At 70.4% G+C, this 23,982-nt stretch carries 20 protein-coding genes and 1 pseudogene; 8 read left to right on the top strand and 13 right to left on the bottom strand.

What is annotated here, in order from left to right:
* Positions 1–35: 35 nt before the first annotated feature.
* The 3 genes from phoU to ABZ624_RS17445 all read right to left on the bottom strand — a co-directional run bounded on the left by phoU (position 36) and on the right by ABZ624_RS17445 (position 2,436).
* Positions 36–710, bottom strand: a complete 675-nt coding sequence (gene phoU / locus ABZ624_RS17455) for a phosphate signaling complex protein PhoU (RefSeq protein WP_360088819.1) — start codon at positions 708–710, stop codon at positions 36–38.
* A gap of 90 nt (positions 711–800) precedes the next feature.
* Positions 801–1,982 carry a PP2C family protein-serine/threonine phosphatase gene (locus ABZ624_RS17450; protein ID WP_360088816.1) on the bottom strand — a complete coding sequence of 394 codons (1,182 nt, stop codon included), beginning with the start codon at positions 1,980–1,982 and terminating at the stop codon, positions 801–803.
* A 130-nt stretch (positions 1,983–2,112) separates the two neighbouring features.
* A complete protein-coding gene (locus ABZ624_RS17445; RefSeq protein WP_360088814.1) occupies positions 2,113–2,436 on the bottom strand; it encodes a hypothetical protein in 324 nt (107 codons plus the stop codon).
* Between the two features lie 253 nt (positions 2,437–2,689).
* On the opposite strand from ABZ624_RS17445, the gene ABZ624_RS17440 reads away from it, so the two are divergent.
* The gene (locus ABZ624_RS17440; RefSeq protein WP_360088811.1) at positions 2,690–4,333 is read left to right on the top strand and encodes a sigma-70 family RNA polymerase sigma factor; all 1,644 of its coding nucleotides are present in this window, start codon (positions 2,690–2,692) and stop codon (positions 4,331–4,333) included.
* Positions 4,334–4,878: 545 nt separating this feature from the next.
* On the opposite strand, the gene ABZ624_RS17435 is transcribed toward ABZ624_RS17440, so the two are convergent.
* Together ABZ624_RS17435 and ABZ624_RS17430 are read right to left on the bottom strand one after the other, a co-directional pair.
* Positions 4,879–5,055: a hypothetical protein gene (locus ABZ624_RS17435; RefSeq protein ID WP_360088807.1), complete on the bottom strand. Its 177-nt coding sequence runs from the start codon at positions 5,053–5,055 to the stop codon at positions 4,879–4,881.
* 212 nt (positions 5,056–5,267) lie between these two features.
* Positions 5,268–5,729 (bottom strand): SRPBCC family protein, encoded by a 462-nt coding sequence (locus ABZ624_RS17430; RefSeq protein WP_360088804.1) that lies wholly within the window; start codon positions 5,727–5,729, stop codon positions 5,268–5,270.
* 175 nt (positions 5,730–5,904) lie between these two features.
* Here ABZ624_RS17430 and ABZ624_RS17425 point away from each other — a divergent pair.
* Positions 5,905–6,264, top strand: a pseudogene (locus ABZ624_RS17425) (MBL fold metallo-hydrolase); the annotation flags it as partial.
* A 212-nt stretch (positions 6,265–6,476) separates the two neighbouring features.
* Here ABZ624_RS17425 and ABZ624_RS17420 read toward each other — a convergent pair.
* The 3 genes from ABZ624_RS17420 to ABZ624_RS17410 form a co-directional block, all read right to left on the bottom strand.
* Positions 6,477–8,378 carry a glycosyltransferase family 39 protein gene (locus ABZ624_RS17420; protein ID WP_360088801.1) on the bottom strand — a complete coding sequence of 634 codons (1,902 nt, stop codon included), beginning with the start codon at positions 8,376–8,378 and terminating at the stop codon, positions 6,477–6,479.
* Positions 8,379–8,401: 23 nt separating this feature from the next.
* Positions 8,402–8,713, bottom strand: a complete 312-nt coding sequence (locus ABZ624_RS17415) for a hypothetical protein (RefSeq protein ID WP_360088798.1) — start codon at positions 8,711–8,713, stop codon at positions 8,402–8,404.
* Positions 8,714–9,309: 596 nt separating this feature from the next.
* On the bottom strand, positions 9,310–10,554 hold the full coding sequence (locus tag ABZ624_RS17410; RefSeq protein WP_360088795.1) for a hydrolase: 1,245 nt from the start codon (positions 10,552–10,554) through the stop codon (positions 9,310–9,312).
* A 551-nt stretch (positions 10,555–11,105) separates the two neighbouring features.
* On the opposite strand from ABZ624_RS17410, the gene ABZ624_RS17405 reads away from it, so the two are divergent.
* Complete coding sequence (locus ABZ624_RS17405) at positions 11,106–12,437, top strand: phosphatase PAP2 family protein (RefSeq protein ID WP_360089385.1); 1,332 nt, start codon at positions 11,106–11,108, stop codon at positions 12,435–12,437.
* Between the two features lie 783 nt (positions 12,438–13,220).
* On the opposite strand, the gene ABZ624_RS17400 is transcribed toward ABZ624_RS17405, so the two are convergent.
* The 4 genes from ABZ624_RS17400 to ABZ624_RS17385 all read right to left on the bottom strand — a co-directional run bounded on the left by ABZ624_RS17400 (position 13,221) and on the right by ABZ624_RS17385 (position 17,826).
* Positions 13,221–14,225 (bottom strand): urea transporter, encoded by a 1,005-nt coding sequence (locus tag ABZ624_RS17400; protein ID WP_360089382.1) that lies wholly within the window; start codon positions 14,223–14,225, stop codon positions 13,221–13,223.
* 147 nt (positions 14,226–14,372) lie between these two features.
* Positions 14,373–14,828, bottom strand: coding sequence for an SAM-dependent methyltransferase (locus ABZ624_RS17395; RefSeq protein WP_360088792.1), 456 nt, complete (start codon positions 14,826–14,828; stop codon positions 14,373–14,375).
* A gap of 382 nt (positions 14,829–15,210) precedes the next feature.
* Positions 15,211–16,620 carry an FAD-dependent oxidoreductase gene (locus ABZ624_RS17390; protein WP_360088789.1) on the bottom strand — a complete coding sequence of 470 codons (1,410 nt, stop codon included), beginning with the start codon at positions 16,618–16,620 and terminating at the stop codon, positions 15,211–15,213.
* A gap of 33 nt (positions 16,621–16,653) precedes the next feature.
* Complete coding sequence (locus ABZ624_RS17385; RefSeq protein ID WP_360088786.1) at positions 16,654–17,826, bottom strand: polysaccharide pyruvyl transferase family protein; 1,173 nt, start codon at positions 17,824–17,826, stop codon at positions 16,654–16,656.
* 235 nt (positions 17,827–18,061) lie between these two features.
* Here ABZ624_RS17385 and ABZ624_RS17380 point away from each other — a divergent pair, with 235 nt between their 5' ends.
* The gene (locus ABZ624_RS17380) at positions 18,062–18,523 is read left to right on the top strand and encodes an ATP-binding protein (RefSeq protein WP_360088784.1); all 462 of its coding nucleotides are present in this window, start codon (positions 18,062–18,064) and stop codon (positions 18,521–18,523) included.
* A 246-nt stretch (positions 18,524–18,769) separates the two neighbouring features.
* Here the strand turns inward: ABZ624_RS17380 and ABZ624_RS17375 are convergent, their stop codons facing one another.
* Entirely contained in the window at positions 18,770–19,354 is a 585-nt protein-coding gene (locus ABZ624_RS17375; protein WP_360088781.1) for a TetR/AcrR family transcriptional regulator, read from the bottom strand.
* Positions 19,355–19,494: 140 nt separating this feature from the next.
* On the opposite strand from ABZ624_RS17375, the gene ABZ624_RS17370 reads away from it, so the two are divergent.
* The 4 genes from ABZ624_RS17370 to ABZ624_RS17355 all read left to right on the top strand — a co-directional run bounded on the left by ABZ624_RS17370 (position 19,495) and on the right by ABZ624_RS17355 (position 23,266).
* Positions 19,495–20,382, top strand: coding sequence for a methyltransferase domain-containing protein (locus tag ABZ624_RS17370; protein ID WP_360088778.1), 888 nt, complete (start codon positions 19,495–19,497; stop codon positions 20,380–20,382).
* Between the two features lie 666 nt (positions 20,383–21,048).
* A complete protein-coding gene (locus tag ABZ624_RS17365; RefSeq protein ID WP_360088775.1) occupies positions 21,049–21,651 on the top strand; it encodes an ATP-binding cassette domain-containing protein in 603 nt (200 codons plus the stop codon).
* On the top strand, positions 21,651–21,989 hold the full coding sequence (locus ABZ624_RS17360) for an oligopeptide/dipeptide ABC transporter ATP-binding protein (RefSeq protein WP_360089379.1): 339 nt from the start codon (positions 21,651–21,653) through the stop codon (positions 21,987–21,989). Before ABZ624_RS17365 ends, ABZ624_RS17360 begins: the two co-directional genes overlap by 1 nt.
* Positions 21,986–23,266, top strand: a complete 1,281-nt coding sequence (locus ABZ624_RS17355) for an alpha/beta fold hydrolase (protein ID WP_360088772.1) — start codon at positions 21,986–21,988, stop codon at positions 23,264–23,266. The genes ABZ624_RS17360 and ABZ624_RS17355 overlap by 4 nt, the downstream gene beginning before the upstream one ends.
* The last annotated feature ends 716 nt before the right edge of the window (positions 23,267–23,982 follow it).

The following is a 23,982-nucleotide window of genomic DNA, read 5'->3' as shown; positions in this document are numbered from 1 at the left end:
GGAGCCGTACAGGGGCGGAAATGTGACGACAGGGCCTAGGGAGCATGCGGCGTGTCGGCGGTGTACTCGTCCGCGTGTGTGCCGGTGACCAGGAAGACCATGCGTCGGGCGACCGACACGGCGTGGTCGGCGAAGCGTTCGTAGTAGCGGCCGACCAGCGTGACGTCGACGGCGGTTTCCACGCCGTGCTGCCACCGGCCGTCCATCAGGTGCCGGAAGATCATGCGGTGCAGCTCGTCCATGCGGTCGTCCTCCTGCTCCAGCTGCAGCGCCGCGTCGACGTCCCTGGTGAGGATCACCTCGCCGGCCTGCGCCATCAGGCGCTGTGCGAGCTGGCCCATTTCCAGAATCGTCCGGTGCAGATCGCCCGGTACCGCGCACCCGGGATACCGCAGCCGGGCCAGCTGGGCCACGTGCCGGGCCAAGTCCCCGCACCGCTCCAGGTCCGCACTCATCCGCAGGGAGGTCACCACGGTCCGCAGGTCGGTGGCGACGGGCTGCTGCCGGGCCAGCAGGGCGATCGCCCGGTCCTCCAGATCCCTCTGGAGGTCGTCGACCTGCACATCGGCCGAGATGACACCCTCGGCGACCTGCAGGTCGGCGTCGAGCAGCGCGGTGGTGGCACGGCCGATCGCGGAGCCCACCAGCCGGGCCATCTCCACCAGCCCGTCACTGAGCGCCGCCAGTTCCTCGTGGTATGTCTCTCGCATCGCGTTCTCTCCCGCACGTATGTGCTCCTGCGTTTCCCCGGCCCCGGAGTGCGCGTGCAGTCGCCCCGCCGGCCGGCAGCATGGGGTGCCTCAGCGAGGCACCGATCCGGTGCCGTGAGCGAACCCACCGACATGGAGGCCCGGCCCATGCCGATGGGTCCGGTGGGGGCTGGGCGTGCGGCACAGCGCGATGAGCGCGGCGTCGTCGTCGAGGCGTCCCTCGACGTGATCGAGCAGATCGCGGCGGATGTGGTGCACCAGCTTCTCCGGGCTGCTCCCGGCCCACTGGGCGGCCCGTTCCGGGAGCGGATAGAAGGCGCCGTCGGCATCCCGGGCCTCGATGACGCCGTCGGTGTAGAGCAGGAGGGTGTCGCCGGGCTCGAAGGAGAACACGTCGACGGTGTAGTCCCCGGGTGCCGTCCCGTGGATCCCGAGCGGAGGCGCCGGGTGTACGGGAACGGTCACAGCGCTCCCGGGACTGAGCAGCAGGGGCGGGGGGTGACCGCAGCTGAGTATCCGGGTGACGTGGCCCTCGTCGGAGATCTCCACCAGCATCACGGTGGCGAACCGCTCGCCCAGCTCTTCGTCCGGTTCGAGCTCGGGCAGATTGCGGGCCACACTGAGCTCCAGGGCGGCGGCCAGCGTGGGCAGCGAGGTGTGGTGGTGGGCGGCTTCACGGAAGGCTCCGATGAGGAGCGCGGCCTCACCGATGGCGGACAGGCCCTTGCCGCGCACGTCGCCGATCATGACCCGTACGCCGCTGTCGGTGGGCGTCGCGGCGTACAGATCACCGCCGATCTGCGCCTCGGCCTCGGCGGCCAAGTACAGACAAGCGATCCTCATCGAGCCGATCTGCTCCGGCAGCGGCCACAGCAGAACGTGCTGCGCGGCCTCGGCGACCATGCGCACCTGGGCCAGCTGGCGCGTGCGCCGCTCGCGCACCACGCAGTAGAACACGGTCAGAGCCGACAGCACGGCCAGCGCGAGGATCTGCACCAGCACATTGCGCGAGAACAGCACGCCGAAGTGCCAGCCGATGTACGCCTGCGCCCCCACGGCCAGGAAGCCGATCAACCCGGTCAGCCAGGGGCCGGCGAACGACGCCGTGATCGCGGGGGCGATGACCAGCAGCGGCCCGAGATGGATGTCGGCCGGGACCAGCTGGTCCACCACCGTGATGACGACGATGAGCACGATCGGGATCACCAGCAGCGCATGACTCGACTGCCATGGCTGTCGCACACCGGCAGCAACGTCTCGCCGGACATCCACGTCTTCCACAGTGCACCATCGAGGCACCGCTGACGAGCGGACACTCGCTGCTGGGCCCGTCGTCCTCTCGTGGCGACGGGGGCCCAGCCGGTTCGTGCCGCGGCACTGCGGTCATGCTGTGAGACGGCCGTTACTTGAGTTCGATCACCAGGCCGAAGTCGTTGCCCGGGTGCCAGCCGCTGATGATCTCCGGGCTGTGGTGAGTGCCGTCGGCCCAGCTGTAGAAGTGCTGCCAGGTCACGTCGTCGCCGTACCAGTCGTTGTAGTCCGTCTCCGCGTAGGCCTGGACCCCCTTGCCGTTGACCTTCTTCGTGCACTCCATGTATTTGGCGGCGCCACCGGTGATGTGGATCTCCTTCCAGCCGGAGCACTTGTTGGCCGCGGCCGGGGCGGCGGCGAGGCCACCCGCGAGGGCGAGTCCGGCGGCTGCGAGGGCGATGCGCTTGCGGGACATCACGGTCTGTCATCCTTTCCGTCGGCCGGCGGACGGTCCCCCCCGTCGGGTCCCTGCGTGGTCCGTCGGCCCACCACCGGGTCGCCCCGTCCCGCCCCAGCGTTCTCGGACACATGAGGCACTCGCGGGATTTCCACCCCTGTGACCTGCCGGGACCAGAACTCGCTCACGAAGAAGTGTTATCGGGGGCGCATCGAGCGGTCTCCCAGGTATCGGACACAATCGTTCGGCCTCGAGGATGGGAAGCACCTTTATGAGCACGCAGGACGCGGCGGAGACGGCGGTACTGGTCACAGCCGCCCGAGAGGGCGATACGCAGGCTCAGGACGCTCTGGTCAACGCGTACCTCCCCCTGGTCTACAACATCGTCGGCCGGGCTCTGAACGGCTCGGTGGATGTCGACGACGTGGTGCAGGAGACCATGCTGCGTGCCCTGGACGGGCTGGGCGGACTGCGGACGCCCGAGCGCTTCCGGTCCTGGCTGGTGGCGATCGCGATGAACCAGATCCGGGTGCACTGGGAGCATCGGCGCTCCGCCCCGGGCGCCGTGGAGGAGGCCGAGGACCTGGCCGATCCCGGTGCTGACTTCGTCGACCTGACCGTGGTGCAGCTCCAGCTCGCAGGACAACGCCAGGAGACAGCGCAGGCGACGCGCTGGCTGGAGCCCGACGACCGGGGACTGCTGTCTCTGTGGTGGCTGGAGTGCGCAGGCGAACTCACCCGCGCCGAGGTCGCCGCGGCGCTGGACCTGTCGCCACAGCACACAGCGGTCCGGGTGCAGCGGATGAAGGCGCAGCTCGAGGCGGCCCGCGTGGTGGTACGAGCGCTCGACGCACGGCCGCTGTGCGAGGAACTCCGGACCGTGCTGGCCCCCTGGGACGGCCGGCCCTCGGCTCTGTGGCGCAAACGAATAGCCCGGCACGCACGCGGCTGCCCCCGCTGCAGCGGACTGTGGAGCGGACTGATGCCCGCGGAAGGACTGCTGGCCGGCCTGGCGCTGGTCGCGGTGTCATCCACGCTGCTGGGCAGGGAGTTCTCCGCGTCCGGGACGCTTGTCCCGGCTGGATCCGCCGCACCGTTCGAGGGCGTCGGTGACGGTACCCGAATGCGCCCCGGCACTGGACGACGCGGGGTACCGGGCACGGCCGCCGGCTCGCGCAGCCGGTCCCGTCGACGTCGGCGCATGCGGCGCCGCGCCGTCGGCGGCGCCGTCGTCGCGGCCTGCGTCGTGGGGGGCGGCCTGTGGTACTTCGGTACGGACTCCGGGACCAGCCCCGACCGGACGAACGCCGACCAAAGAGCAGCCGTACCCGTCCCGGACCTCTCCACGCCCACCGCCGGCGATGAGTCTCGGTCGGCCTCGCCCTCTCCGTCTCCGTCCGCGGCGAAGAAGAAGACAAAGCCGCGCCCTGCCAAGTCAGCGAGCCCTGCCGGGAAGAGCGCACCCACGGCCCGGCAGTCCACCCGACCGGCTCCGGCCCCGGCGAAGACGACGCAGGGCCCTGCCCAGCCCACCGACACGGTCGACCAAGTGGTTGCGCTGGTGAACAAGGAGCGGGCAGCCGCCGGTTGTGGTCCGCTGGCTGAGGATCCGCAACTGCAGAAGGCCGCCCAGGGCCAGTCCGACGACATGGCCGCTCGCCATTTCTTCGACCACACCAACCCGGACGGTGCCGACCCCGGACAGCGCATCACCGCCGCCGGCTATCGCTGGTCCACCTACGGCGAGAACATCGCCCAGGGACAGCAGACCGCCGCAGCAGTCATGGACTCCTGGATGAACAGCCCGGGCCACCGGGCGAACATCCTCAACTGCTCCTTCAAGGACATCGGCGTGGGGGTCCACAAGGGCACCGGCGGCCCCTGGTGGACGCAGGACTTCGGCGCCAGGCTGTGAGAAACCTCGGACGCGGTCTCGGTGACTGAGTACGGTGCGAGTTCCCCTCGGAAAAACGCCGTGGGGCCCCGTCCTCGGTCACGATCCTGCGGCGGAGGGATCACGAGCCGACTCCTGACGGTGGCCCGGTACCGGGACGCGTCGTTGATCCCGGCATGAGCGCTGCGATGGAGGACGGAGACGGTATGCCCTTCGCTCAGCTGACCGACGCCTCTCGTCCGGACGACAGGGGAGGGGATTGTCGCTGGTGCCGGGCTCTGTTCGGGCATAGCGATCAGCGGCACGCGTCGGCCCGTGCGCGCTACGACCTCACCGGTCGACTGGTTCGGCTCCGCATGGTCATACTGCCGGTCGCCGTACTCACGGTCGTGGCCGCGGTCCTGGCGGAGATGCTCGGCTGAACCCTCGTCGAGCAGGCGTGACAGCGTGGCGTACGGCCGCCGAGCTTTCCCTGCGCCTGGGGCACTCCGGCACCCGTCACCGTCCCGACGGCAGCACGCCCCGCTCCCGATTCTGCCGGGGCGGGGCGCTGGTGAACGGGTCGGTCACCGAACGGCGATCACGTTCGTGGCCTTGTGGCCGACGATGTCGAAGACCACTCGCTGACCCTCGCACGTGGTTTGCGTCTCCATGCCGGAGAACGGGCGCCTCTCGCCGTCCTCGTCGGTGATGACGCCCACGCCGTCCGCCCTGTTGTACACGGCGATTGTTCCGAGAGGCATCGTCTGTTCCTCCGTGGGTTGGCGGCTACTGATCTCCCCCGGTGAGCAGAGCATCACCCGACGTGAGCGGATGATGAAAGGGTGCCTCGGCGCGTCGGCCAGTGTTTGACCGGAAGTCAGCCGTCCGATCAGCGGGCACTCCCCGCTGGAGACCCGCCCGTCTCAACGCCTGGGCGCCGGCGGGCGGGTCGTGGGGCTTCAGGGAGTTACCACTAGCCCCCGGGGCGGATACGTCCGCGCCATGCTCCGGACTCTTCTCCGCGCTCTTCGATGTACTGCTTGAAGCGCTTCATGTCACCCTTGACGCGCCGGTCGAGCGTCCCGAGCATGTCCGCGACCTTCTCCGCGGCTCCGCTCGGTTCGACATCCATGACGAGTTCCACCCGAGTGTGCAGGTCGTCCATGCGCTCGAAGCGGACCATGCCCTTCTGGGTCGTGTCGCCTGTGGTGGTGCGCCATGTGATGCGTTCGTCGGGGAGCTGGTCGACGATCTCAGTGTCGAACTCCCGCCGCACTCCACCGATCTTGGTGGTCCAGTGGTTGTGACGATCGTCCAGTTGCCTGACCTCCTCCACGCCCTCCATGAAGTCCGGGAACGTCTCGAACTGCGTCCACTGGTTGTAGGCGGTGTGGACCGGCACGTCGACTTCTACCGTTTCCCTGACCGTGCTCATCAGCGTTGCCTCCGTTGCGTCGGTCTTCTGCTGGAGCCGAGTACCCATGGAGCTCCGACCACCACCACCGGCCTCAATCCCCGCAGCCAGTCACGACTTGCGCACGCAGCGTCACTGGCTGTCGGCCAGGCAGTGCTGCTCCAGGTCTCACGTGCCGCCCCACGACCTCGCTGTGGATGTCCGCCTCGCCGCACCGATCCCGCTCTACGGGCCGCCCGATATCGCCGACCGGCTGGCGGGCTTCCTCACCAACACGTCGGTCCGCAGCCCGACCGAATCCGCCTTCGCGGTCACCGAGTTGTACGACGGCCATCAAGTGGCCGTGGGCCCGCTGAGGTTGACCAGCCGGGCGGTGGCGCATGGCATCCCGGCCCTCGCGCTGCGCGTCCAGGCCGCAGGCCGGTCGCTGGTGTACTCCGTGGACACGGCGCCCTGTGCCGGTCTGACGAGTCCGGCCGAGGGATGCGACGTGCTGCTGTGCGAAGCCGAGAGCGCGCAGGCGCCCAATGAGGGCGACCACGTGCAACACACCCCCGCACACTTTGACTGGTGCGAGCCAGTCCGGCATCAGCGGCAACGGCAGCGGATGGGTGATTGCGCACCTGGTACCGACCATCCAAGCAACCTCACCCGGGCGGACACGAGGTGCCACCGCCCCGCACGTCCGGCCACCGCGATCGACGCCGAGATCCAGGCGCCGGGGTCCACACCCGCAGAACCTTCGGCCTGAGGGTCTGCGGCCGCCGTTCAGTCCTGTCGGCCGCAGTCGTAGAGGGCGAAGCTGCCCCTGGTGCGCCATCCGTAGGCCTTGGGGCGCAGGCGCGTGCAGTGGGACTTCACCCAGGTTGTGGCAGGAGTCGCGGGCCGCCGGGGAGTGAGCAGCGCGTAGCGCAGCTGGCGCGTGCTGACGAGGGTGCCGAGCTGCTGGGCGGTGGGAAAGGGGGTCTTGCCGGTGAAGCCGCCCATGACGAGCGTGGGCTGGGACTCGGCGCGCAGAAGGCGCTCCGCGGGGTAGGCGGCCTGGGTGGCCAGCAGGTACTTCTCGCCGTGGCGGTGCCTGATGAGGTAGTCGAGCAGGGCGGTGTCGCGGCGGCTGGGCTGGTCGAGTCCCACCCGGCGGAGGGCGGATCGGTGGTCGAGGGCGGTGTGGTAGACCTTGCCGACCGGACCTGCCGTCGGCGAGGTGGAGGCGCCCGCGTAGAGCGGATCGAGGCAGGAGGCGGCCCAGCCGAGCGGCACGAGCAGGGTGGCCACGACTCCGGCGGCCAGAGATCCTTGGACCAGCCGGCGGGAGACGCGCGGCCCACGGATCCACAGGCCCAGCGCGCCGCACACCGCGAGGATCACGGCGAGCGCCAGCAGCCAGGAGACGAATCCGGTCGCCCAGTCGAGCACCAGCGCCCAGGCCACCGTCAGCACGATGGCTGCCGGCAGCGCCGCGCGCCGGGGACCGCCCGCCTCGTGCGCGGACCGGAAGAGGGCGAGCCCCCCGCCCGCCAGCGCCGCGAGCGCAGGGGCGATGACGGCGGTGTAGTAGGGGTGATTGCCGTTGGAGACGCTGAACACCACGGCGTGTACGGCCAGCCACCCGCCCCACAGGAGAAATCCGGTACGCAGCAGGTCGGTTCGCGGTTCACGGGCGCGCCAGACGAGGCCCAGTACGGTGGCGAGCACGGCGAGCGGCAGGAACCAGGCGATCTGCGGGCCGATCGTGTGGTTGACCAGCATTCCCCAGCCGGTGTTTCCGTCGGTCCGGCTGGCGGCCGTGCCCGCGACGGCGCCGAACGCGCTCGGATCGTCGCTGAAGCGGCTCATGCCGTTGTAGCCGAAGACCAGGCTGAACGGACTGTTGTTGGAGGTGCCGTCGACGTAGGGGCGGTCCGCGGCGGGTGTCACCCAGGCGAGCAGCACCCACGAGCAGGAGACGGCCAGCGCGACCACGCCGCCCAGCAGACAGCGCAGGGCTCGTTTCAACGGGGTGCCGGGCGCGGCGATTTGGTGGACGACGGCGAAGACCGGCAGCACCAGCCACGCCTGCAGCATCTTCGCCTGGAAGGCGAGCCCGACCCAGACACCACAGGTGATGAGCGGTAGCAGCCGCTCGGCCCGCACCGCTTTCTGCAGGGCTCCGGCGGCTGCCACCAGCAGCAGGGTCAGTGCGGTGTCCGGAATGGTGGCCCGGTTGAGTACCACGGTGACCGGCGTGAAGGTGAGTATCAGCGCGGCGACCAGCGCGGCGAACGGCCCGGCCCAGGCCCGTACGATCCGGTGGAGCAGCCAGACCGTGAGCACACCCTCGATGACCTGCGGCAACGCCGCCGCCCATGTGTGCGGCCCGAAGAGCCAGACGGAGACGGCCTCGGGCCAAAAGGCGCCGGGGAGCTTGTCGAGGGTGATCGAACCGCTGGGGTCGAGGCCGCCGAAGAGGAAAGCGCGCCAACTGCCGGCCATCGACCGTATCGCCGCGCTGTAGTAGGGATGGATCGCCGCGTGCCCCATGCCCCAGGCGTACAGCAACGTGGCGACGACCAGGACCGTGGCGAGCGCCGGGCGCTCCCAGCGCAAGGGGGCTTCCGGCCGGCCGTCGTGGCGGTGCGATGCCCGGCGGCCGGGGTAGCCGGTGGGCTGGGCGGTGGGAGTGGTGGCCATGGGGTGGGTCCTCGGATCGGTGGTCAGGCGGTGCGGCGGGTCACGCGGCGGGCGGCTCGGAGATCACAGACATGGTCGGTGGCGTCCAGCAGCACACCGCCCGGCAGTGCGTGCCTGCTCGGGCCGTTGGCGGCAGAGCGGCTGGAGGACAAGCGGTGGCGGCTCCTGTCGTCGAGGCACATGTACAGGCCGCGGTGCTCGTCGGCTGCGGTCGGCGACGCCGCCCCGCCGGCGTGGGTGACGTCGGCGTCGCTGTAGGCGTCGAGCATGTAGACGGTGCGCCCGTTGCCGTGGTTGCAGCAGGGGCCGGCCCCTGCGGGACGGTGAGCAGCCATGGCGCGCTGTCCGAGCGGCGGTCTGGTGCCGGCGTACGGCGTCCTTTGCCCGCGGCCACCCGGCGCGGTTGCGTCATGCCGTGGCCGGACGCCAGAGCGGCGACGTGGGCCACGATCAGCGACAGTGACGCACGGCCGTACGGCAGCCGGGTGCCCGTGCCCGGTTCGAGCACCGTACTGCCGAGTACGGCCGCCTTCCCGGCGGAGACCGGCGCATTGAGCGCGGCGCCGCGGGAGCCGGTGCACCGGGCGCCGTACACGTGTCGGCCGCGAGAGCGGCCACCAGCGGCAGCTGCACGACGAGCGGGACGGTCGGCAGGCGCACCCTCGCCGATCCGCGGCATAGGGGAGGGGCCGGGGGGTGCGGTGTCGGCGCGGCGCCCGGGAAGCGGTGGGCAGGGCAGTGGATCCTCTCTCAACCGGCGACGAGCGCTCGAATGTTCGACAAGCGCACACTTTAGCCGCATGAGATCGCGCAGCCGTCACCCTCGCGTCCTTGCGCCATGCCTCCTAGAGGACCGCGCGGCGGCTGGTCAAGTCGGACCTGGACCAGAAGGGAGGGCCCCCGGTCGGGGGCCCGTTCTTGGAGCGTCCGGTCAGCGGACGAAGGAGATCTCCGGGTAGCTCTTGGCAGGTCCGTCCAGCAGGGTGCTGTGCTTGCGGCGCAGCTCCTGGTCGAAGAAGGCCGCGAGGTAGACGCGCTGGATCATGATCGCTCGGTCGGGATCGATGGTGCCGAACTGCTGCTTCAGCTGGTCCTGGGAGAGCCCGAGCAGGCCGGCCTCCTGCGGCACCATCGCCTCGTTGTCGCTGAACGACAGATGCCTCGAGCCGTGGAGCTGGATGTCGACCCGGTATCCCTTGAGATGGGGCCACAGTTTGCGCCACGACGAGTCGTTGTTCCGATTGTGGGTGCCGGAACTGAAGAACATGAAGGGGCGGCTCAGGTCCTTGCCGGGTGCCGAGCCGAAGAGCTGGCCGTCCAGGTTGGCGCCGGCGTCGATGCGGTGGTCGAGCTGCATGGCGGTGTCGACCGCCGCGCCGCCCAGCGACCAGCCGAACATCCCGATACGGGATGTGTCCACGGCGTGCGACAGACCGGAGGGGAGCTTGGCGTGATCGAAGTCCGGGTTGCCGCCCTTGGCGATGGTGCCGAGCTGGTCGATGACGAAACGGATGTCGGCGGCGCGCACGTTGAGCGTGTCGGACGAGTGCGCGCCGGCCGGCATGCTGTTGACCTCGAGCCGTCCGCCCGGGAATTCGACCTCGTTGGCGTCGTGGGTGTGATCGACGGTGACGACGAGGTAGCCGCGGCTGGCGAGGTCCTGAGCGAGCGCCGTGCCCATCGCGCGGTCCGAGTGCAGACCGGTCGAGTACAGCAGCACGGGCAGCTTGCCGAGCTGGGTGTCGACCGGGGCGAGGGCGTGTCCGGCGGTCTGCGGCAGCGTGACCTGCTGCGGCGACAGGCCGCGCGAGTAGAGGAAATGATCACCCGAGAGCGACGGCATCCACGGTGGCTGAGCGTGTCCGGACGTGGAGGCGGCCGGATACCAGTACGTCACCATCAGCTCGCGTGCCCGATTGCCGGACACGTACGGGTCGTTGCGGGACTTGTCGACGAGGTGCTGGCTGAACGTGCCGACTCGGTAGCGACCGCTCGGCGCGGGAAGCGTCAGCTGGAGAGCGGGGCTGCGCCCAAGGCTGGGCGTGAGGGCCGGGTGCACCGCCTTCTGCGGTGGGATGCTGTCGTTCTCGGGTGCCCAGGGCGCGGCCTGACCGGGTGAGGACGCGGTGGCCGTGGGCTTGTGGGGTGCCTTCTCAGCGGCTGTCGCCGGCGTCATTCCGGCACCTACCGCGACGGCCAGAGCGCCTGCGGTACCGACCGCACGGGCTATGAGTCTGCGGCGGTGGCGCGGACGGCGGTGTGGCATGGAACTCCCCTGGTCGATCCTAGGGCGTTGGCCCGGTGATTGTCTGCGGCACACCGTACCGCTGCTCCCACCGCCCGCCCGACGACTCACCCGCGACGCCGTGCGGGACCGGCGCACCACCTGAGCGGCGTCAACACCAGCGTCTGCTGCGGCGCCAGAGGGTCCCCCGTGATTCGTCCACGCGGACATGGAATCCGCACGCGGTCACGGGAAATTGTGCTGTGCGCCGGCACCTGCCGATCGGGCGGCTCGGGCGCGATACCCCACGAGTCGCGGCTCCACATGCTAGGAGTGTTGAGCGAGGGATCGACCGGCCTATGCGCCACCCTTGACCGGCGAAACACGCCCGCTCCGTTCCGATAACATGATCGAACTCACGAACGATCGCCCTGAAATCTGACAAATCGGCTGAAAAATTGATATCCAAAGCGTCGCGGGAGTCCTCGCGAAAAAACTGCAGAATTGGGTTCGCCGCGTGGCGTCGACCACGGGCGATCCTGTGGGCCGCGGTGGGTGTGGCAGCCCTGGGGTTCCTTATCGCGCTGGAGATCGCCGCGCGTGGTTACGGTCAACCGGGGCCGCTCACCGATCAGGCACGAGAGGTGATCTTCGCGCCGAAATCGGGGCCGCTGCTGTACGCCGGTATGGCGTTGATGATGGTGGTGCTCACCTGGCGGCAACGGTTCATCGCGGCCGGTGTCGCGATCGGCATCGACGTCGTCTTCGTGCTGGTGCGGTGGGTGATCGGCGTCAAGGCGACCGAGGGCCACCCCTTCGGCAACGGCGCGTTGTGGGTGATGTTGGGCTGTGCGGTCATCGCCCTCACGCGCCGCACCGGCGCCGAACGTGCCCTGCTGCTGAAGGGCGTCGGGCTGGGCCTGCTGCTGGTGACCGGCCGGAAGACGGGCGACACCTGGCTGCTCATCACGTCCAGGACCCGGCCGTCGGTGCTCGACCAGTACGTGGCAACCGCCGATCACGCACTGGGCAACCCGTCATGGCTGGTGGGCCGGATCGTCGGGGCCACCGGCCCGATCGGCGCTCATCTTCTCGACTACATCTACGCGCAGCTCGCGGTGGCCGCGGTCGTCGTCGCGCTGTACCAGCTGCGCGACGTGGCGGTCGAGCGCCGCTTCCCGAGCCATCATCTGGTGCGCACCTTCCTGGTGATCGGCCTCGTCGGACCGGGCATCTACATGATCTTCCCGGTGGTGGGACCGGTCTTCGCCTACGGCCCGGGTGCCTTCGGCACCGGGGGCCTGCACTGGGCGGTGGCCGACCTGTGGCCCCACACACCGCCGCCGATCAGCAGCCCGCACCCGATCGCGTACGACGGGATCACTCCTCGCAACTGCATGCCCAGCCTGCATACAGCGTGGGCTACCACGATCTTCATTCACTCCCGCAAGGGCCCGCGGATTCTGCGGTTCGCGGGCACGTTCTGGCTGGTCGCCACGCTCACCGCAACACTGGGATTCGGTTACCACTACGGCGTGGATCTCGTCGCCGGCCTGGTATTCGCGTTCACGGTCGAGGCGGCCCTGCGCTCGCTCGACCGCGGCTGGGACCGGTCAGGAATCCAGCTGGTCCTCCATGGCGCGACGGTATTTGCCGCGCTCTTGGTGTCGTACCGCTTTCTGCCGGTGGAGATGGCCAGGTATCCGTGGGTGTTCGGGCCGCTTCTCCTTCTGGCGATGGCCTCAGTGGTCTACGGCTACCTGCGGACCACCAAACAGTGGGATTCGAAGGCCGCAACAGCCCGGCTACCGGAACCGCAACCCGCACTGGCCTGAGGTACGAGGCCTACCAGATCAGGCACCAGTAGCTGCCCTGGTTCCCGATGCCGATGCGGATGCCTTGCGGGACGAGAACGGGGTCGGGCCGGCCCACGGCGGCCAGCGAGCACGCGGGGTCCCCGACCGCCCCGGCGGCGGCCATGCGGTGAGCGGCGGCGACCGCTGCGGGGGAGGTGTACCACGTCGTGGTCGGCGCACCGGTGCGACTGGCCGTCGGCGTGGGGGCGGGGGACGGCGCGAAGGTCGACGGCCCCGTAGGTGTCGGCGCCGGGGACGTCCGGGTCCGTGAGGGCGGTGCCGGGGGCGGGGGCGCTGTGGACCGGGTGGGTTCCGGGGTCGCCTGTGGTGTCCGGGCGGTCGGCGTCGGTGCGGCTGACGGGGGAGCCGGCGTCTGGCGGTGCGTCGGCTGGTTGGTCGGTGCCCCTGGGCGCTGGTTCGTCGCCGTCGGTGCTGTGGGTGTCGGTGTCGGGCTGGGTGCGGCCGTGCCTGTCTGTGTCGACCCTGCGGTGCTGGATGTTTCCGGTGCGGGGGGTTGGGACTGTGGCGGTTTCGGCGTCGGCAGGGACAGGTTCCCCGAGGCCGACGGGTGCGGCCTGGGCGTTCCGCCGTTCGGCACCGCCAGCCATACGCCGAGGCCGCCGAGCACGAGCACAGCAGCTCCGGCCGCGATCCACGGGGCCCTCCTGGAAGGGCGCCGGTGACGGCTCATGTCTCCCACTGTCAGCCAGCCCGTCGGCGACTTCAACCGGGGGCGGATCCCGCGCCTCGGCTGGCCGCCGATCAGGATCCTGTTCCGGCGGGTTCCGTCCGCCCGGCCCGGGGTTGCCCGGTTGCTGGTGCTTCGAGGCCGGTCATGCGCGGAAAGGAGCGGGCTGCCAGCAGGAAGCCGAGGGTCGTCAGCACGAACGGCCAGGTGAGCGGGTGGCCGCCGGACGGGGCGAGCAGACTGGCGAGGGCAGGTGTGAGGGTGGTCGCGGTCGCGGCGCCGAGCAGCGCGTACGACAGGGTCGCCGGGGCGGCGGGCAGGAACACCCCGCACAGCGCCAGCGCGACGAGCACCGCGTTGTAGCCCATCGTGCCGTCGGCGATCCGTGCGGCCGGCGCCCCGAGCGCCCACGCCGTCAGGATTCCTGTCGCACTGCCGGAGCAGGCCACCCACCCCGCCACCCGGCTCGCCAGGAAGAGGCCGGCGAGCAGCAGAGCCCCCGCGTACCACTGGTCCAGGAAGAAGACCTGGGCCATGTTGCGGAAGAACGCTGCCCCCACGTCGTTCAGTCGCAGGACGCTGGGTCCGGACGCGGCGTGGGGCAGCGCCGCGAGGCTCTCGCCATGAGGCCAGATCCGCCGGAAGGCGGGCGCGGCAAGGGTGACCGCGCCCGCCAGCAGGCAGTAGGGGAGGGTCAGCGTCGGCAGAGCCCACAGGTGCAGCAGGCGGACCACGGCCGCTGCTGCGACGGTGACCACGAGGCAGGCCGCGGCGGCCAGCAGCACCGTGGACAGCCTGCCCGCCTCGAAGAACACAGCGAAGCAGAGCGCGGTCAGACAGGAGTTGAAGCCTTCCAGCCCCGTCCGCACCCGGTCACGGGCGACGCCCAGCAGCTGCGCTGTGCCGGCGCCCAGGGCGGCGCCGCCCACACCGTAGGCGCCGTAGCGCCAGTCCGCCGTGCACAGCGCGAGGCCGAAGACGGCGCCTGCCCAAGCGCTGTCGAGGAACACGACCTGTGCCACGCCGCGCAGCACGAACGCCCCGAACTCCAGCAGGTTCACCCGCACGTCGCGCCACATACCCAACCCCCCAGGATAATTTTCCGCTACGCGGCATTGTATTTCCGCCATGCGACATCGCTGTGCGCCGGAAGCAAACCGGGACGGACCTCGTCGCGTCGGTGGATCGTGGCTGGTCTCAGCTGTTCGGCAGACGGGTGCCGACTATCACGCTGAGGTGATCACCACCGTGCCGCCGGCGGCGAGCAGGCGCGCGGGGTCTGCGGTGCCGTCGCCCTTGGCTTGGCCTCCGCCGTCGAGCACAAGCAGGTCGTAGGGGCCGTACCTTTCGATGAGCCGCCAGTCGCCGTGGAGGACCTCGACATGGTCACAGCCCTGGAAGACTTCGGCCGCGATGCGGGCTCGTTCCGCATCCCGCTCGACGCTGATCAGGCGGGCGCCTTCAGGCGCGCCCGAGGCGAGCCAGGCGAGGCCGACACCGCAGCCTGTTCCGGTCTCGGCGATGCTGTGGCGCGCTCCAGAGGCCAGCACGCGGAGCAGCCGCCCCTGCTCGGGCCTGCAGGAGAACGCAAATCCGTGCCTGCGCGCCGCCCCGACCGCCCGCTGGACCAGCGCGGGCAGTGTGTCGTCGTCTCGGTAGGCGTCGATTCCCTGGAGCGACATGCGGCGCATTATGGCTGCGCGGCGTTCTGCCGAGCCAGCGGGGGTGCGGTCGGTGGGGAGGGCGATGGCCTCTGCGACACCGGACAACCCAGGTATATGCCCCTGAGCGCGAGCAAGAGGGGGCGTATGGCCGGTGCGTGTCCCGGGGTAGGCATGCTGAGCCAGCAGCCGGTCCTGCTCCCTTGAGCAGTGATGTCCGTGATGCCTCGGGCCCCCGCCTCATCGAGCGGCTGCCCGAGTTCGAGCGTGCATCGATGATGAGCAACTGCGCCGCCTTCCGGACCTGGCCCTGGCCGTGCCGCCGGCCGAGCTGAGCCGGCGGCCCGGCGGGCTCCGCGGTCAGGTGCAGCTTCCGGTCACGTTCACCCTCGGCGGCCGGGCGTCAGTGCAGGCTTGCGCCTTGTGAGCGGAGTTCTCGCTGGACGGCACTCACCGGGATGTCCCGGGGCTGTCGGCCCTGCGTTGCCGCCAGGGCCGCGCAGACGCCCGCCGCTTGTCCGGTGGCCATGGAGATCGGCATCACGCGGTAGGAGGAGTGCGCCACATGGTCACCGGAGATGCAGCGGCCCGCGACCAGAACCCGGTCCAGGCCGCGGGGGAGGAGGCAGCGCAGGGGGATGTCGTAGGACTCGCCGCGTGGCAGCCGCTTGAGCGTGGTGCCGCGGCCGCTCGGGTTGTGGATGTCCACCGGGTAGGCGCCGCGCGCGATGGCGTCGTCGAACTTGCGGGCCGTGAGCACGTCCTCGCCCGTCAGCTGGTATTCACCCACGATCCGGCGCGTTTCACGGACGCCGACCTGGACACCGCTCTGGACGACGTAGGAGTCGGCGAAGCCCGGCACACGGTCGCGCAGGAAACGGGCGATCTGCGCCATCTGCCGGTGTGCGGTGAACTCCGCGCGGGTGAGGTCCCAGACGCTCGTGCCGAGCACTTCGGTGACGCGGGTGGAATTGACCGCCACCTCACCGGTGTTCGGGGTGGCGAAGAAGAGGATGTCCTCGCGATGCAGGTCCAGTTCCCCCGCGTCGGTGGCGGCGCGGACCAGGTCCCACAGCCCGTGCACGCCTCTCCACTGGTCAGGGTGGGCGCGGGTGTAGGCGGTGAACTCGTCGTGGTCGAAGCGGACCATGCGGAACATCAGTGTCATGGGCTGTGTCCAGCCGTCCTCGGGCCGGCCGATCTCGTACGCCGCCCCGGCCGCCGCGGCGATGTCCCCGTCCCCGGTGCAGTCGACGATCACGTCGGCGTCCATGACGAGCGGGCCCGACTTGGTCTCGAACACCGCACGGGCGCGCTCGGGCAGGCTGAGGACACCGGAGGCGAAGGCGTGGAGGAGCGTACGGACCTCATGGTTCTCCAGCAGCTCGTAGGCCACCAGCTTGAACAGCTCCGCGTCGAAGGGCACGGTGTAACCGGTCTCCAGCGAGGGCCGGATCGCCGCGCCCGCCCGCACCAGCTGGTCGAGCAGTACCCACAGCACACCGCCGACGACCGGCTCGCCCTCGCCGTGATCGGGCGGCAGCAGACGCGTCGTGTCGCCGGCCACGGCCTGCTTGACCTCGTTGTGGAAACTCATCAGCGGCATCACCAGTGCCGCGGTGGCGTTGCCGCCGAGGAACCCGTAACGCTCGACGAGGACCACCTCGGCGCCCGCGTTCGCTGCCCCGAGGGCCGCGCCGATACCGGCCGGCCCGCCGCCGATCACCAGCACCTGGGTGGACCCGGCGTGCAGGGCCTGACGCGGCGGAAGTTCCACCTTCCTGGGTACGCGGGGCGGCATCAGGTAGGACACGGTCACTCCCTCGGAAACCGGTGGCCGTCGGGTTCAGCCCGCTGTGGAGGCGGGCACCGGCGTGCCGTATCGGATGACATGGTGTGAAGCGGTCTCGTCCAGATAGGCAAGGAGCCGGTCGGCGGTCTGCGCCGCCCGCAGTCGCAGCGATGCCGTACGCGCGGCCGTGTCGGCTGCCCGGGCGGGCCGCTCGTCCCACAGGCGATCCACTTCCGCCAGCAGCAGCCCGGTCGTCTCCCTGATCACCCCGCGCAGGGCGGGCGCGCCGATCTGCTGGGCGAAGTCGAAGACCTTTCCCGCGTAGGGCAGGGGCAGCAAGGGAATCCCGGAGAGAGCGGCGAAGATCAGAAAATGCAGCCTCATGCCGACGGCCAGGTCCAGCCGTGTGACGATGTCGAGCACCTGCTGCGGCGCGTAGTCGCCGTGCAGCACCGTGCAGCGGTCCGCTGAGGCCATGCGGGACACCACCGCGTGCGCGTGCCGGATGTCGCCGCGTTCCATGGAGACGAAGACGAGGTGAGCATCGAGCCGGTGGACGAGGAAATCGCCCACACTGGCAAGGAGCTGGTGGTAACCGTCCTCATCGAGATGCTCGGCTGCGCGCCCCGGTTCTCGTACGCTCATCCCCACCAGGCGCACCCCGTCCGGCACGGCCTCCGCCCGGAGCAGCTCCCCGCCATGATCGCCCGGGACGAGCAGCAGCGCCGGATCGGCAGTGACGGAGATGGGCCGGGTCAGTCCGGCCTCTTCGAGGACGAGTCTCGACTCCTCGTCACGCACGGTGACCTCGACCGCGTCGGAGAGCACCCGGCGGACCCACGCGCAGTCCGCCTCGTCGGCGAGCGGGCCGGCCCCCACGGCATAGGTGAACACGGGCACGCCGAGATCCTGGGCAGTGCGGGCCAACCGCAGATATCGACGCGCCTCGGTGTCGTAGAGGATCCCCCCACCACCGAGCACCAGCACACTCAGCCGGCGCAGATGCGCGGAGATGCCCTCCCTGCACACGCCCTCCCAGCCGACGACCTCGACATCCGGATGGACGCGGCGGGTGTGCACGGGATTGCGGGAGAAGACGACGAAGCGCGTCTGAGGCCGCCCGGCCCGTACGCGGTCCAGCAGGGCGGTGAGGATCGCCTCGTCACCCACATTCCGGCCCCCGTAGGAGCCAAGTACGCCCACGGTTACGCTGCCCGCGCTGTCCATGACCGCTCCCTCACGACGTTCACCAGAAGTGCTGCCACGATGCGAGAACCGGAAGGCAGGCCGTTTGTCATGTGCCCCTTTTTGGCAGTTCTGTACCAGACCGGTGTGTCCTTCGCGGATGAGAAACCAGCCGACCGTAGAGCGAACGGCTACGCACCGTGACCGGCCGCGAGCGTAGCCGGGTTCGTGACGGCGAGGTTTCGTCCGGCGCCGGTCGCGTGTCATCGTGGCGTTCATGGTGACGGGAGTGGATGTCGCCGTGCTGGTCGGACTGCAGGCTTCGGGGAAGTCCACGTTCTACGCGCAGTGTCTGTCCGACCGGTACGTGCTGGTCAGCAAGGACCTGTTTCCGCGACGCGCCAGGAACAAGCAGCTGCGGCAGTTGCGGCTGCTGGCGGAGCACCTGGCGGCCGAGCGGGCGGTGGCGGTGGACAACACCAATCCCTCGCCGCGGGAGTGGGCACCGCTGGTGGAGGTGGCCCACACATATGGAGCGACGGTGACGGCCTACTGGTTCCCTCCGGACGCGGCCGGCTCGCTGCGGCGCAACGCCGGCCGCGAGGGCCGGCAGCGCGTCCCGGACGTCGGCGTCCTGGCCACGCTGAAGCGTCTGCGCACACCGTCCCGGGCGGATGGATTCGATCAGGTGCGCGAGGTGCGGTTCGACGGCCAGGGTGGCTTCGAGGTGCGAGGGTGAGGCAGGAGGCAGGCCGACCGGCCCGGTGAGGAAAGGGTGCCGCGAGAGCGGCATCACCCCGGGCCAGGGCATCGCCGTTCCGTAGGCGCACGCGTCAAGGGGGCGGCGGGACTGGTCACGCCTGCCCCATCTGACCGACACCGACATGTTCCAGGACGGCGGACGCTCGACCGCAACGCCCGAGTCGCGTGTGCACACGGCTCCTCCTGCGCGCGCTGTCCACCCGGCAGACGCGCCGCAGAATCCTCAGCCGGCCACCAACACGGCCACCAGGCGCGTGATGGCCGGCCTCGGATCAGGTGCGCTCGGCCAACTGGTCATCAGCAGGTGGTGGACGGAGCCGACGATGGCCAGGGCCACGGTGCTCGGGTCGACGTTCCCCGCCACCCGGCCGAGCCGCTGTTCGGCCTGCACATAGCCGGTGACGGCCTCCTGGATCGCGTCGAAGCCAGGCGCTCCGCCTTCCAGGGCCTCGCGGATGCGCAGCACCGCGCCGGGCCGGGACATGGCGAGTCCTGAGATGGCCGGACCGCCGGAGTCGAACAGCGCAAGGGCGACGGCATCGAGATTGCCCGCCACCGTGTTATGCCCTGCGAGTCCTGACAGGGCCCGCGCCTTCGCAGCGGTCCGCGCGAACCGGTCGAGACACAGCTCGGCCACGAATGCGTCCATACCCGCGAAGTGGGCATGCAGCAGCCCCTTCGCACAACCGGCTTCGCTTGTGACGGCCCGACTGGTGAGTGCGCCGGGGCCGAACTTCTCCACGACGCGCTCGGCGGCTGAGAACAGCTGCTCGCACACGTCCGAAGTCGCCACTCCACGCGGTGACATGGGCCTCTCTTCCGTTCCGCTTCCGTCGCCCGTGTAGCGAGCAACTTCACTGATGGTAGCGGAGATTGCAGGTTTGGGCAGATGCCCATACTGTTTGGGCGAACGCCCATTCCGCGTCATCCACCATAGGAGGCAGCACCGTGCCCGATCTCGTCAACACGGAGCAGGCGCAAGCGTGGAACGGCCGCGAAGGCAGGTACTGGGCCCGCAACCAAGACCGTTGGAACGCAGTGAACGAGGGCTTCAACGAGCCATTGCTCAACGCCGCCGAAATCACCACGACCCATCGGGTACTGGATCTCGGCTGCGGCTCCGGGCAAACCGCACGCCTTGCCGCGCTCAGGGCACCCCAAGGGTGCGCACTGGGCCTTGACCTGTCCGGCCCGATGCTGGCCGAGGCGCGGGCCCGCACACAGCAGGAGGGCATCCCCAACGCCTCCTTCGCACAAGGCGACGCACAGGTCCATCCCTTCGAGGCGGAGGCGTTTGACGCGGTGATCAGCCGCTACGGGGTGATGTTCTTCGCCGACCCCGTGGCCGCCTTCGCCAACGTGGGCCGGGCGTTGAGGCCCGGCGGCCGCCTGGCGTTCGTCTGCCCCGCCGATGCCATGCTCAACGGCTGGGTGGTGGCGATGGCCTCGCTGCGCGACATCCTGCCGGTCGGCGACTTCGGGCAACCGGGACTGCCTGGCATGTTCTCCCTGGCCGCCCCGGACCGCATCCGTGAGGTCCTCACCGCAGCCGGCTTCACCGGCGTCACCGTCAGCCAGGCACAGGCACACGGGGTATGGGGCCAGGGGGCCGAGGATGCCGCGGACTTCCTGCTGGGCACCGGCCCCGGCCGCCACCTGATGGAACAGACCGACGCCTCTGGACGGAACCGTGCCCGCCGCGCCCTGATCGACCACCTGCGTCCCCACGAGGCGCCGGACGGCACCGTCCGGCTGCGCAGCACCTCGTGGCTCGTCACGGCACACCGTCCGACCGACCCATCGGACATCCCCGGCTCCGGAGCCGACCACTGCTGAGGCCCGGCTGACGTTCGGACCGCAGCCGGTTCATGATCCAGCCGGGTCGTGGTTCATCAGGAACGAGCCGTCACCATCATGGCCAGGACCTCGTAGCCCACGTAGCCCGGCCCAGCCGGTGAGAGTGCGGGGGGCGTTCGGCGAGGAAGAGGGTGCCGGGGGCGGTGCCGCCGAGGTGGACCGAGCCGAGATCGCAGCTGTGAACGGGCGGGCGGAACCGTCGACTTCGGCCGCCTGAGACCCAGCCCATACGAGGCTCGCAGGGACCCCCGATCCCGTTTCGCGTCCATGCCCGGAGCCACCCGGCCGGCAGCCCGCGAATCACACCGCACCGGGGACCGCTGCAAGCGGATCGCCGTCCACGCCAGTCACGGACGGCCCTGCGGCCGCTGTACACCGTCCGCCACACCGGCCACACCCTCTACCGCCCCTACCCCGTACGCAGGAAGCGTCGCTATCCCGACCAGCGCATGCAGGCAGCCCGTCAAGCTTCACCTCACGCTTGGCCTTGTCCGCTGCACACCGCCAAGACCAGCGTCCATAACCCGACGTTCTGGGTAACTGAGAGCTGGCTGTGCGGGCTGGTCGCCCACAACCTTGACTCAGCCAGCGAAATGTCACATCGGATAGGGGCCCATCGTGAGAGCACGACGTTCCGGGATGGTCATGGCTGCCGCCCTTGGACTCGTCACCATCGCCGGCTGCGGAGGAGCCGGCGGCGTTCACGGGCAGGGCGGGGCCGCGAGCAAGGGGGGCACGCTTCACGTGCTCTCCAGCCTCGACCTGGAGCACCTCGGCCCGGAGGGCCTGCTCGCCTGCGTGCCCCGCGTCGACGGGCCGTTGCCCGATCGCCTGCCCACCCTCTCCGCACCGGAGGTGACCGCGCCCCTGCTCGAAGCCCGCGGCCCGGTCAAGCGGTTCCCCGTGCGGCACGGCCTGACCCGGCGGCTCGCCGGACACGCCAAGGCGGTCGACGTCGTGTCGCTGAGGCTGGACGCGGGGGAGACGCTGGGTCTGGTCGGCGAGTCCGGCTGCGGCAAGTCCACGGCCGCCCGGCTGCTGACCCGGCTCATCGAACCCACCTCGGGCACGGGCTCCGTGGCCGGACGGGAACTGACCACGCTGGCCCAGCCCATGATCCGGCCGGTACGACGCGACCTGCAGATGATCTCCCAGGACCCGTTCTCCTCGCTCAACCCCCGCCAGACCGTCCGGCAGATCCTGACGCCCCGTACCGCTACCAGCAGATCAGCACCCGCGTCGCCGTGATGTACCTGGGCACGGTCGTGGAAACGGCCGACCGGGACACGCTCTGCGCGGGTGCCGCGCACCCCTACACCCACGCCCTGCTCTCCGCCGTACCGCTGCCCGACCCGGACGCCGAACGGTCCCGCGAGCGGATCGTGCTGAGCGGCGACCTGCCCAGTCCGCTCGACCCGCCCAGCGGCTGCCCGTTGCGCACCCGTTGCCCCAGGGCGGCCGACCGCCGGGCCGCCGAGCGGCCGGTGCTGCGCCCGATCGCCTCGGGGCACGAGGCCCCCTGCCACCACCCGGAACCGCTGACCCAGCCGGTCTCCGAGCCGTCTGCCGAGAAGAGGACCGCATGAGCCGCACCTACCGCCTGCCCGGACTGGCCGTGACGGACCATGAGTTCACGGTACCGCTCGATCACGCCGACCCCGCCGGAGCCTCGATTCAGGTGTTCGCCCGGGAAGTGTCCGACCCGGCCCGGGCCGACGAGCGACTGCCCTGGCTGCTGTTCCTTCAGGGCGGCCCCGGAGGGAAGTCGCCCCGGCCGCTGAACGCCACCTCCGGGTGGCTCGCCCGCGCTCTCAGGACCCACCGGGTGCTGCTGCTGGACCAACGCGGCACCGGCCGCAGCACCCCGGTCACGGCCCGGTCGGCCGAGCGGTTCCCCGACGCCCGGGGGCTGGCAGGCCATCTCGCCCTCTTCCGTGCGGACTCGATCGTCGCCGACGCGGAGCTGATCCGGCATCAGTTGTGCGGTGACGAGCCCTGGGAGACGCTCGGCCAGAGCTACGGCGGCTTCATCACCCTCACCTACCTCTCCCAGGCCCCCGAGGGCCTGCGTGCCTGCTACATCACCGGCGGACTGCCCGGCCTGGAGGCCACCGCCGACGACGTCTACGCGGCCACGTATCCCCGGGTCAGGGAGAAGGTGACCGCGTTCTACGCCCGTCACCCCAGCCACCGCGACCTGGTCCGGCGGATCGCCGACCTGCTCGACCGCCGGACGGTCCGCCTGCCGGACGGCGACCGGCTCACCGTCCGTCGGCTGCGCACGCTCGGCCTGATGCTGGGGATGGGGGACGGAGCCGAGCGCCTGCACTGGCTGCTGGACGAGGCCCTCGGCGCTGACGGCGACCTCTCGGCGACCTTCCTGCAGCAGGTGACGCACCTGACCGGACTTGTCGACAACCCGCTGTTCGCCGTGCTCCAGGAGGCCTGCTTCGCGCAAGGGGGCAAGCCCACCGACTGGGCCGCCGCTCGCGCGATCGCCGACCGCCCCGAGTTCGCCGAGGACGCCGATCCGCTGCTGTTCACCGGCGAGATGTTCTATCCCTGGATGTACGAGGAGATCGCCGGGATGCGGCCGTTCCTGGACGCCGCCCAGCTGCTGGCCGAGCGAGCCGACTGGCCCGCGCTGTACTCGCCGGCGCGGCTGGCGGCCAACCAGGTGCCGGTGGCCGCAGCGGTCTACCACGACGACATGTACGTCCCCACGGAACTGTCCCTGCCGACCGCGCGCTCGGTCGGCGCGCTGCGCGCCTGGGTCACCAACGAGTGGGAGCACGACGGGGTGACCGCGTCCGGCGAAGGCGTGCTGTCCCGCCTGATGGACATGGCCGCGGGACGCGCCTGACGTTCCCGCACCCACCGAACGACACAGACGAGGAGACATGTCCGGATCCCCCAGAGACTCAGAGCCCTTGCCGGGAGTGCCGCAGCGACGGCCTTCCTGACGCTCGGAACCACCGTTCCGGCCGCGACCGCAGCGCCGGCGCAGAGCATCGCCCCGGCCGCCGACTGCGCCCTTCCCGGCAGAACCGGCTGGACGGACGAGGGCCACACCACCGACTCCACCCAGTTCCAGCAGCCCCTCGCCACCAAGCACATGCTCATGCTGTTCGTCGACTTCCCAGGCGTACGTCCGCCAGGCAGTGGCGGCCGCGGACCCGTACGCCGACTTCTCCCGGTACGGCATGGTCTACATCGTCCCGGCGAAGTCCGCCGCCGCGATCAGCTTCTCGCCGACGTACCTGTACGACCCCACCACCGAGGGCATCACCGCCGACGGCAAGCGCCTCAAGCGGGCGGTGACGTTCGGGCAGGACATGTGGCACTGGGGCTTCAAGGCCGCCGACCACGAGACCGGCCACACCTTCGGCCTGCCCGACCTCTACGCGTTCACCGGAACGGAATACCACCGGTTCGTCGGCGGCTGGGACCTCATGGGTGACATCGCCGGGGGCGCCCCGCAGCACCTCGGCTGGGAGCGGTGGAAGCTCGGCTGGATCGACGACCGCCAGGTGACCTGCCTTGCCTCGGCCGGAAGCCGCACGGTCCGCCTGAAGGCGG

Origin of the sequence: Streptomyces sp. NPDC007205, from assembly GCF_040634095.1 — a bacterium.
Taxonomy (GTDB): Bacteria; Actinomycetota; Actinomycetes; order Streptomycetales; family Streptomycetaceae; genus Streptomyces.
Note: the sequence above shows the minus strand (reverse complement) of the source record. Positions and strands in the feature narration are given on the sequence as shown.

Excerpts from the sequence above, each read along its gene's own strand:
- phoU (WP_360088819.1), bottom strand. The coding sequence starts at position 710 with ATGCGAGAGACATACCACGAGGAACTGGCGGCGCTCAGTGACGGGCTG.
- ABZ624_RS17445 (WP_360088814.1), bottom strand. The coding sequence starts at position 2,436 with ATGTCCCGCAAGCGCATCGCCCTCGCAGCCGCCGGACTCGCCCTCGCG.
- ABZ624_RS17440 (WP_360088811.1), top strand. The coding sequence starts at position 2,690 with ATGAGCACGCAGGACGCGGCGGAGACGGCGGTACTGGTCACAGCCGCC.
- ABZ624_RS17435 (WP_360088807.1), bottom strand. The coding sequence starts at position 5,055 with ATGCCTCTCGGAACAATCGCCGTGTACAACAGGGCGGACGGCGTGGGC.
- ABZ624_RS17430 (WP_360088804.1), bottom strand. The coding sequence starts at position 5,729 with ATGAGCACGGTCAGGGAAACGGTAGAAGTCGACGTGCCGGTCCACACC.
- ABZ624_RS17420 (WP_360088801.1), bottom strand. The coding sequence starts at position 8,378 with ATGGCCACCACTCCCACCGCCCAGCCCACCGGCTACCCCGGCCGCCGG.
- ABZ624_RS17415 (WP_360088798.1), bottom strand. The coding sequence starts at position 8,713 with ATGGCTGCTCACCGTCCCGCAGGGGCCGGCCCCTGCTGCAACCACGGC.
- ABZ624_RS17410 (WP_360088795.1), bottom strand. The coding sequence starts at position 10,554 with ATGACGCCGGCGACAGCCGCTGAGAAGGCACCCCACAAGCCCACGGCC.
- ABZ624_RS17400 (WP_360089382.1), bottom strand. The coding sequence starts at position 14,225 with ATGTGGCGCGACGTGCGGGTGAACCTGCTGGAGTTCGGGGCGTTCGTG.
- ABZ624_RS17395 (WP_360088792.1), bottom strand. The coding sequence starts at position 14,828 with ATGTCGCTCCAGGGAATCGACGCCTACCGAGACGACGACACACTGCCC.
- ABZ624_RS17385 (WP_360088786.1), bottom strand. The coding sequence starts at position 17,826 with ATGGACAGCGCGGGCAGCGTAACCGTGGGCGTACTTGGCTCCTACGGG.
- ABZ624_RS17380 (WP_360088784.1), top strand. The coding sequence starts at position 18,062 with ATGGTGACGGGAGTGGATGTCGCCGTGCTGGTCGGACTGCAGGCTTCG.
- ABZ624_RS17375 (WP_360088781.1), bottom strand. The coding sequence starts at position 19,354 with ATGTCACCGCGTGGAGTGGCGACTTCGGACGTGTGCGAGCAGCTGTTC.
- ABZ624_RS17365 (WP_360088775.1), top strand. The coding sequence starts at position 21,049 with ATGGCTGCCGCCCTTGGACTCGTCACCATCGCCGGCTGCGGAGGAGCC.
- ABZ624_RS17360 (WP_360089379.1), top strand. The coding sequence starts at position 21,651 with ATGTACCTGGGCACGGTCGTGGAAACGGCCGACCGGGACACGCTCTGC.
- ABZ624_RS17355 (WP_360088772.1), top strand. The coding sequence starts at position 21,986 with ATGAGCCGCACCTACCGCCTGCCCGGACTGGCCGTGACGGACCATGAG.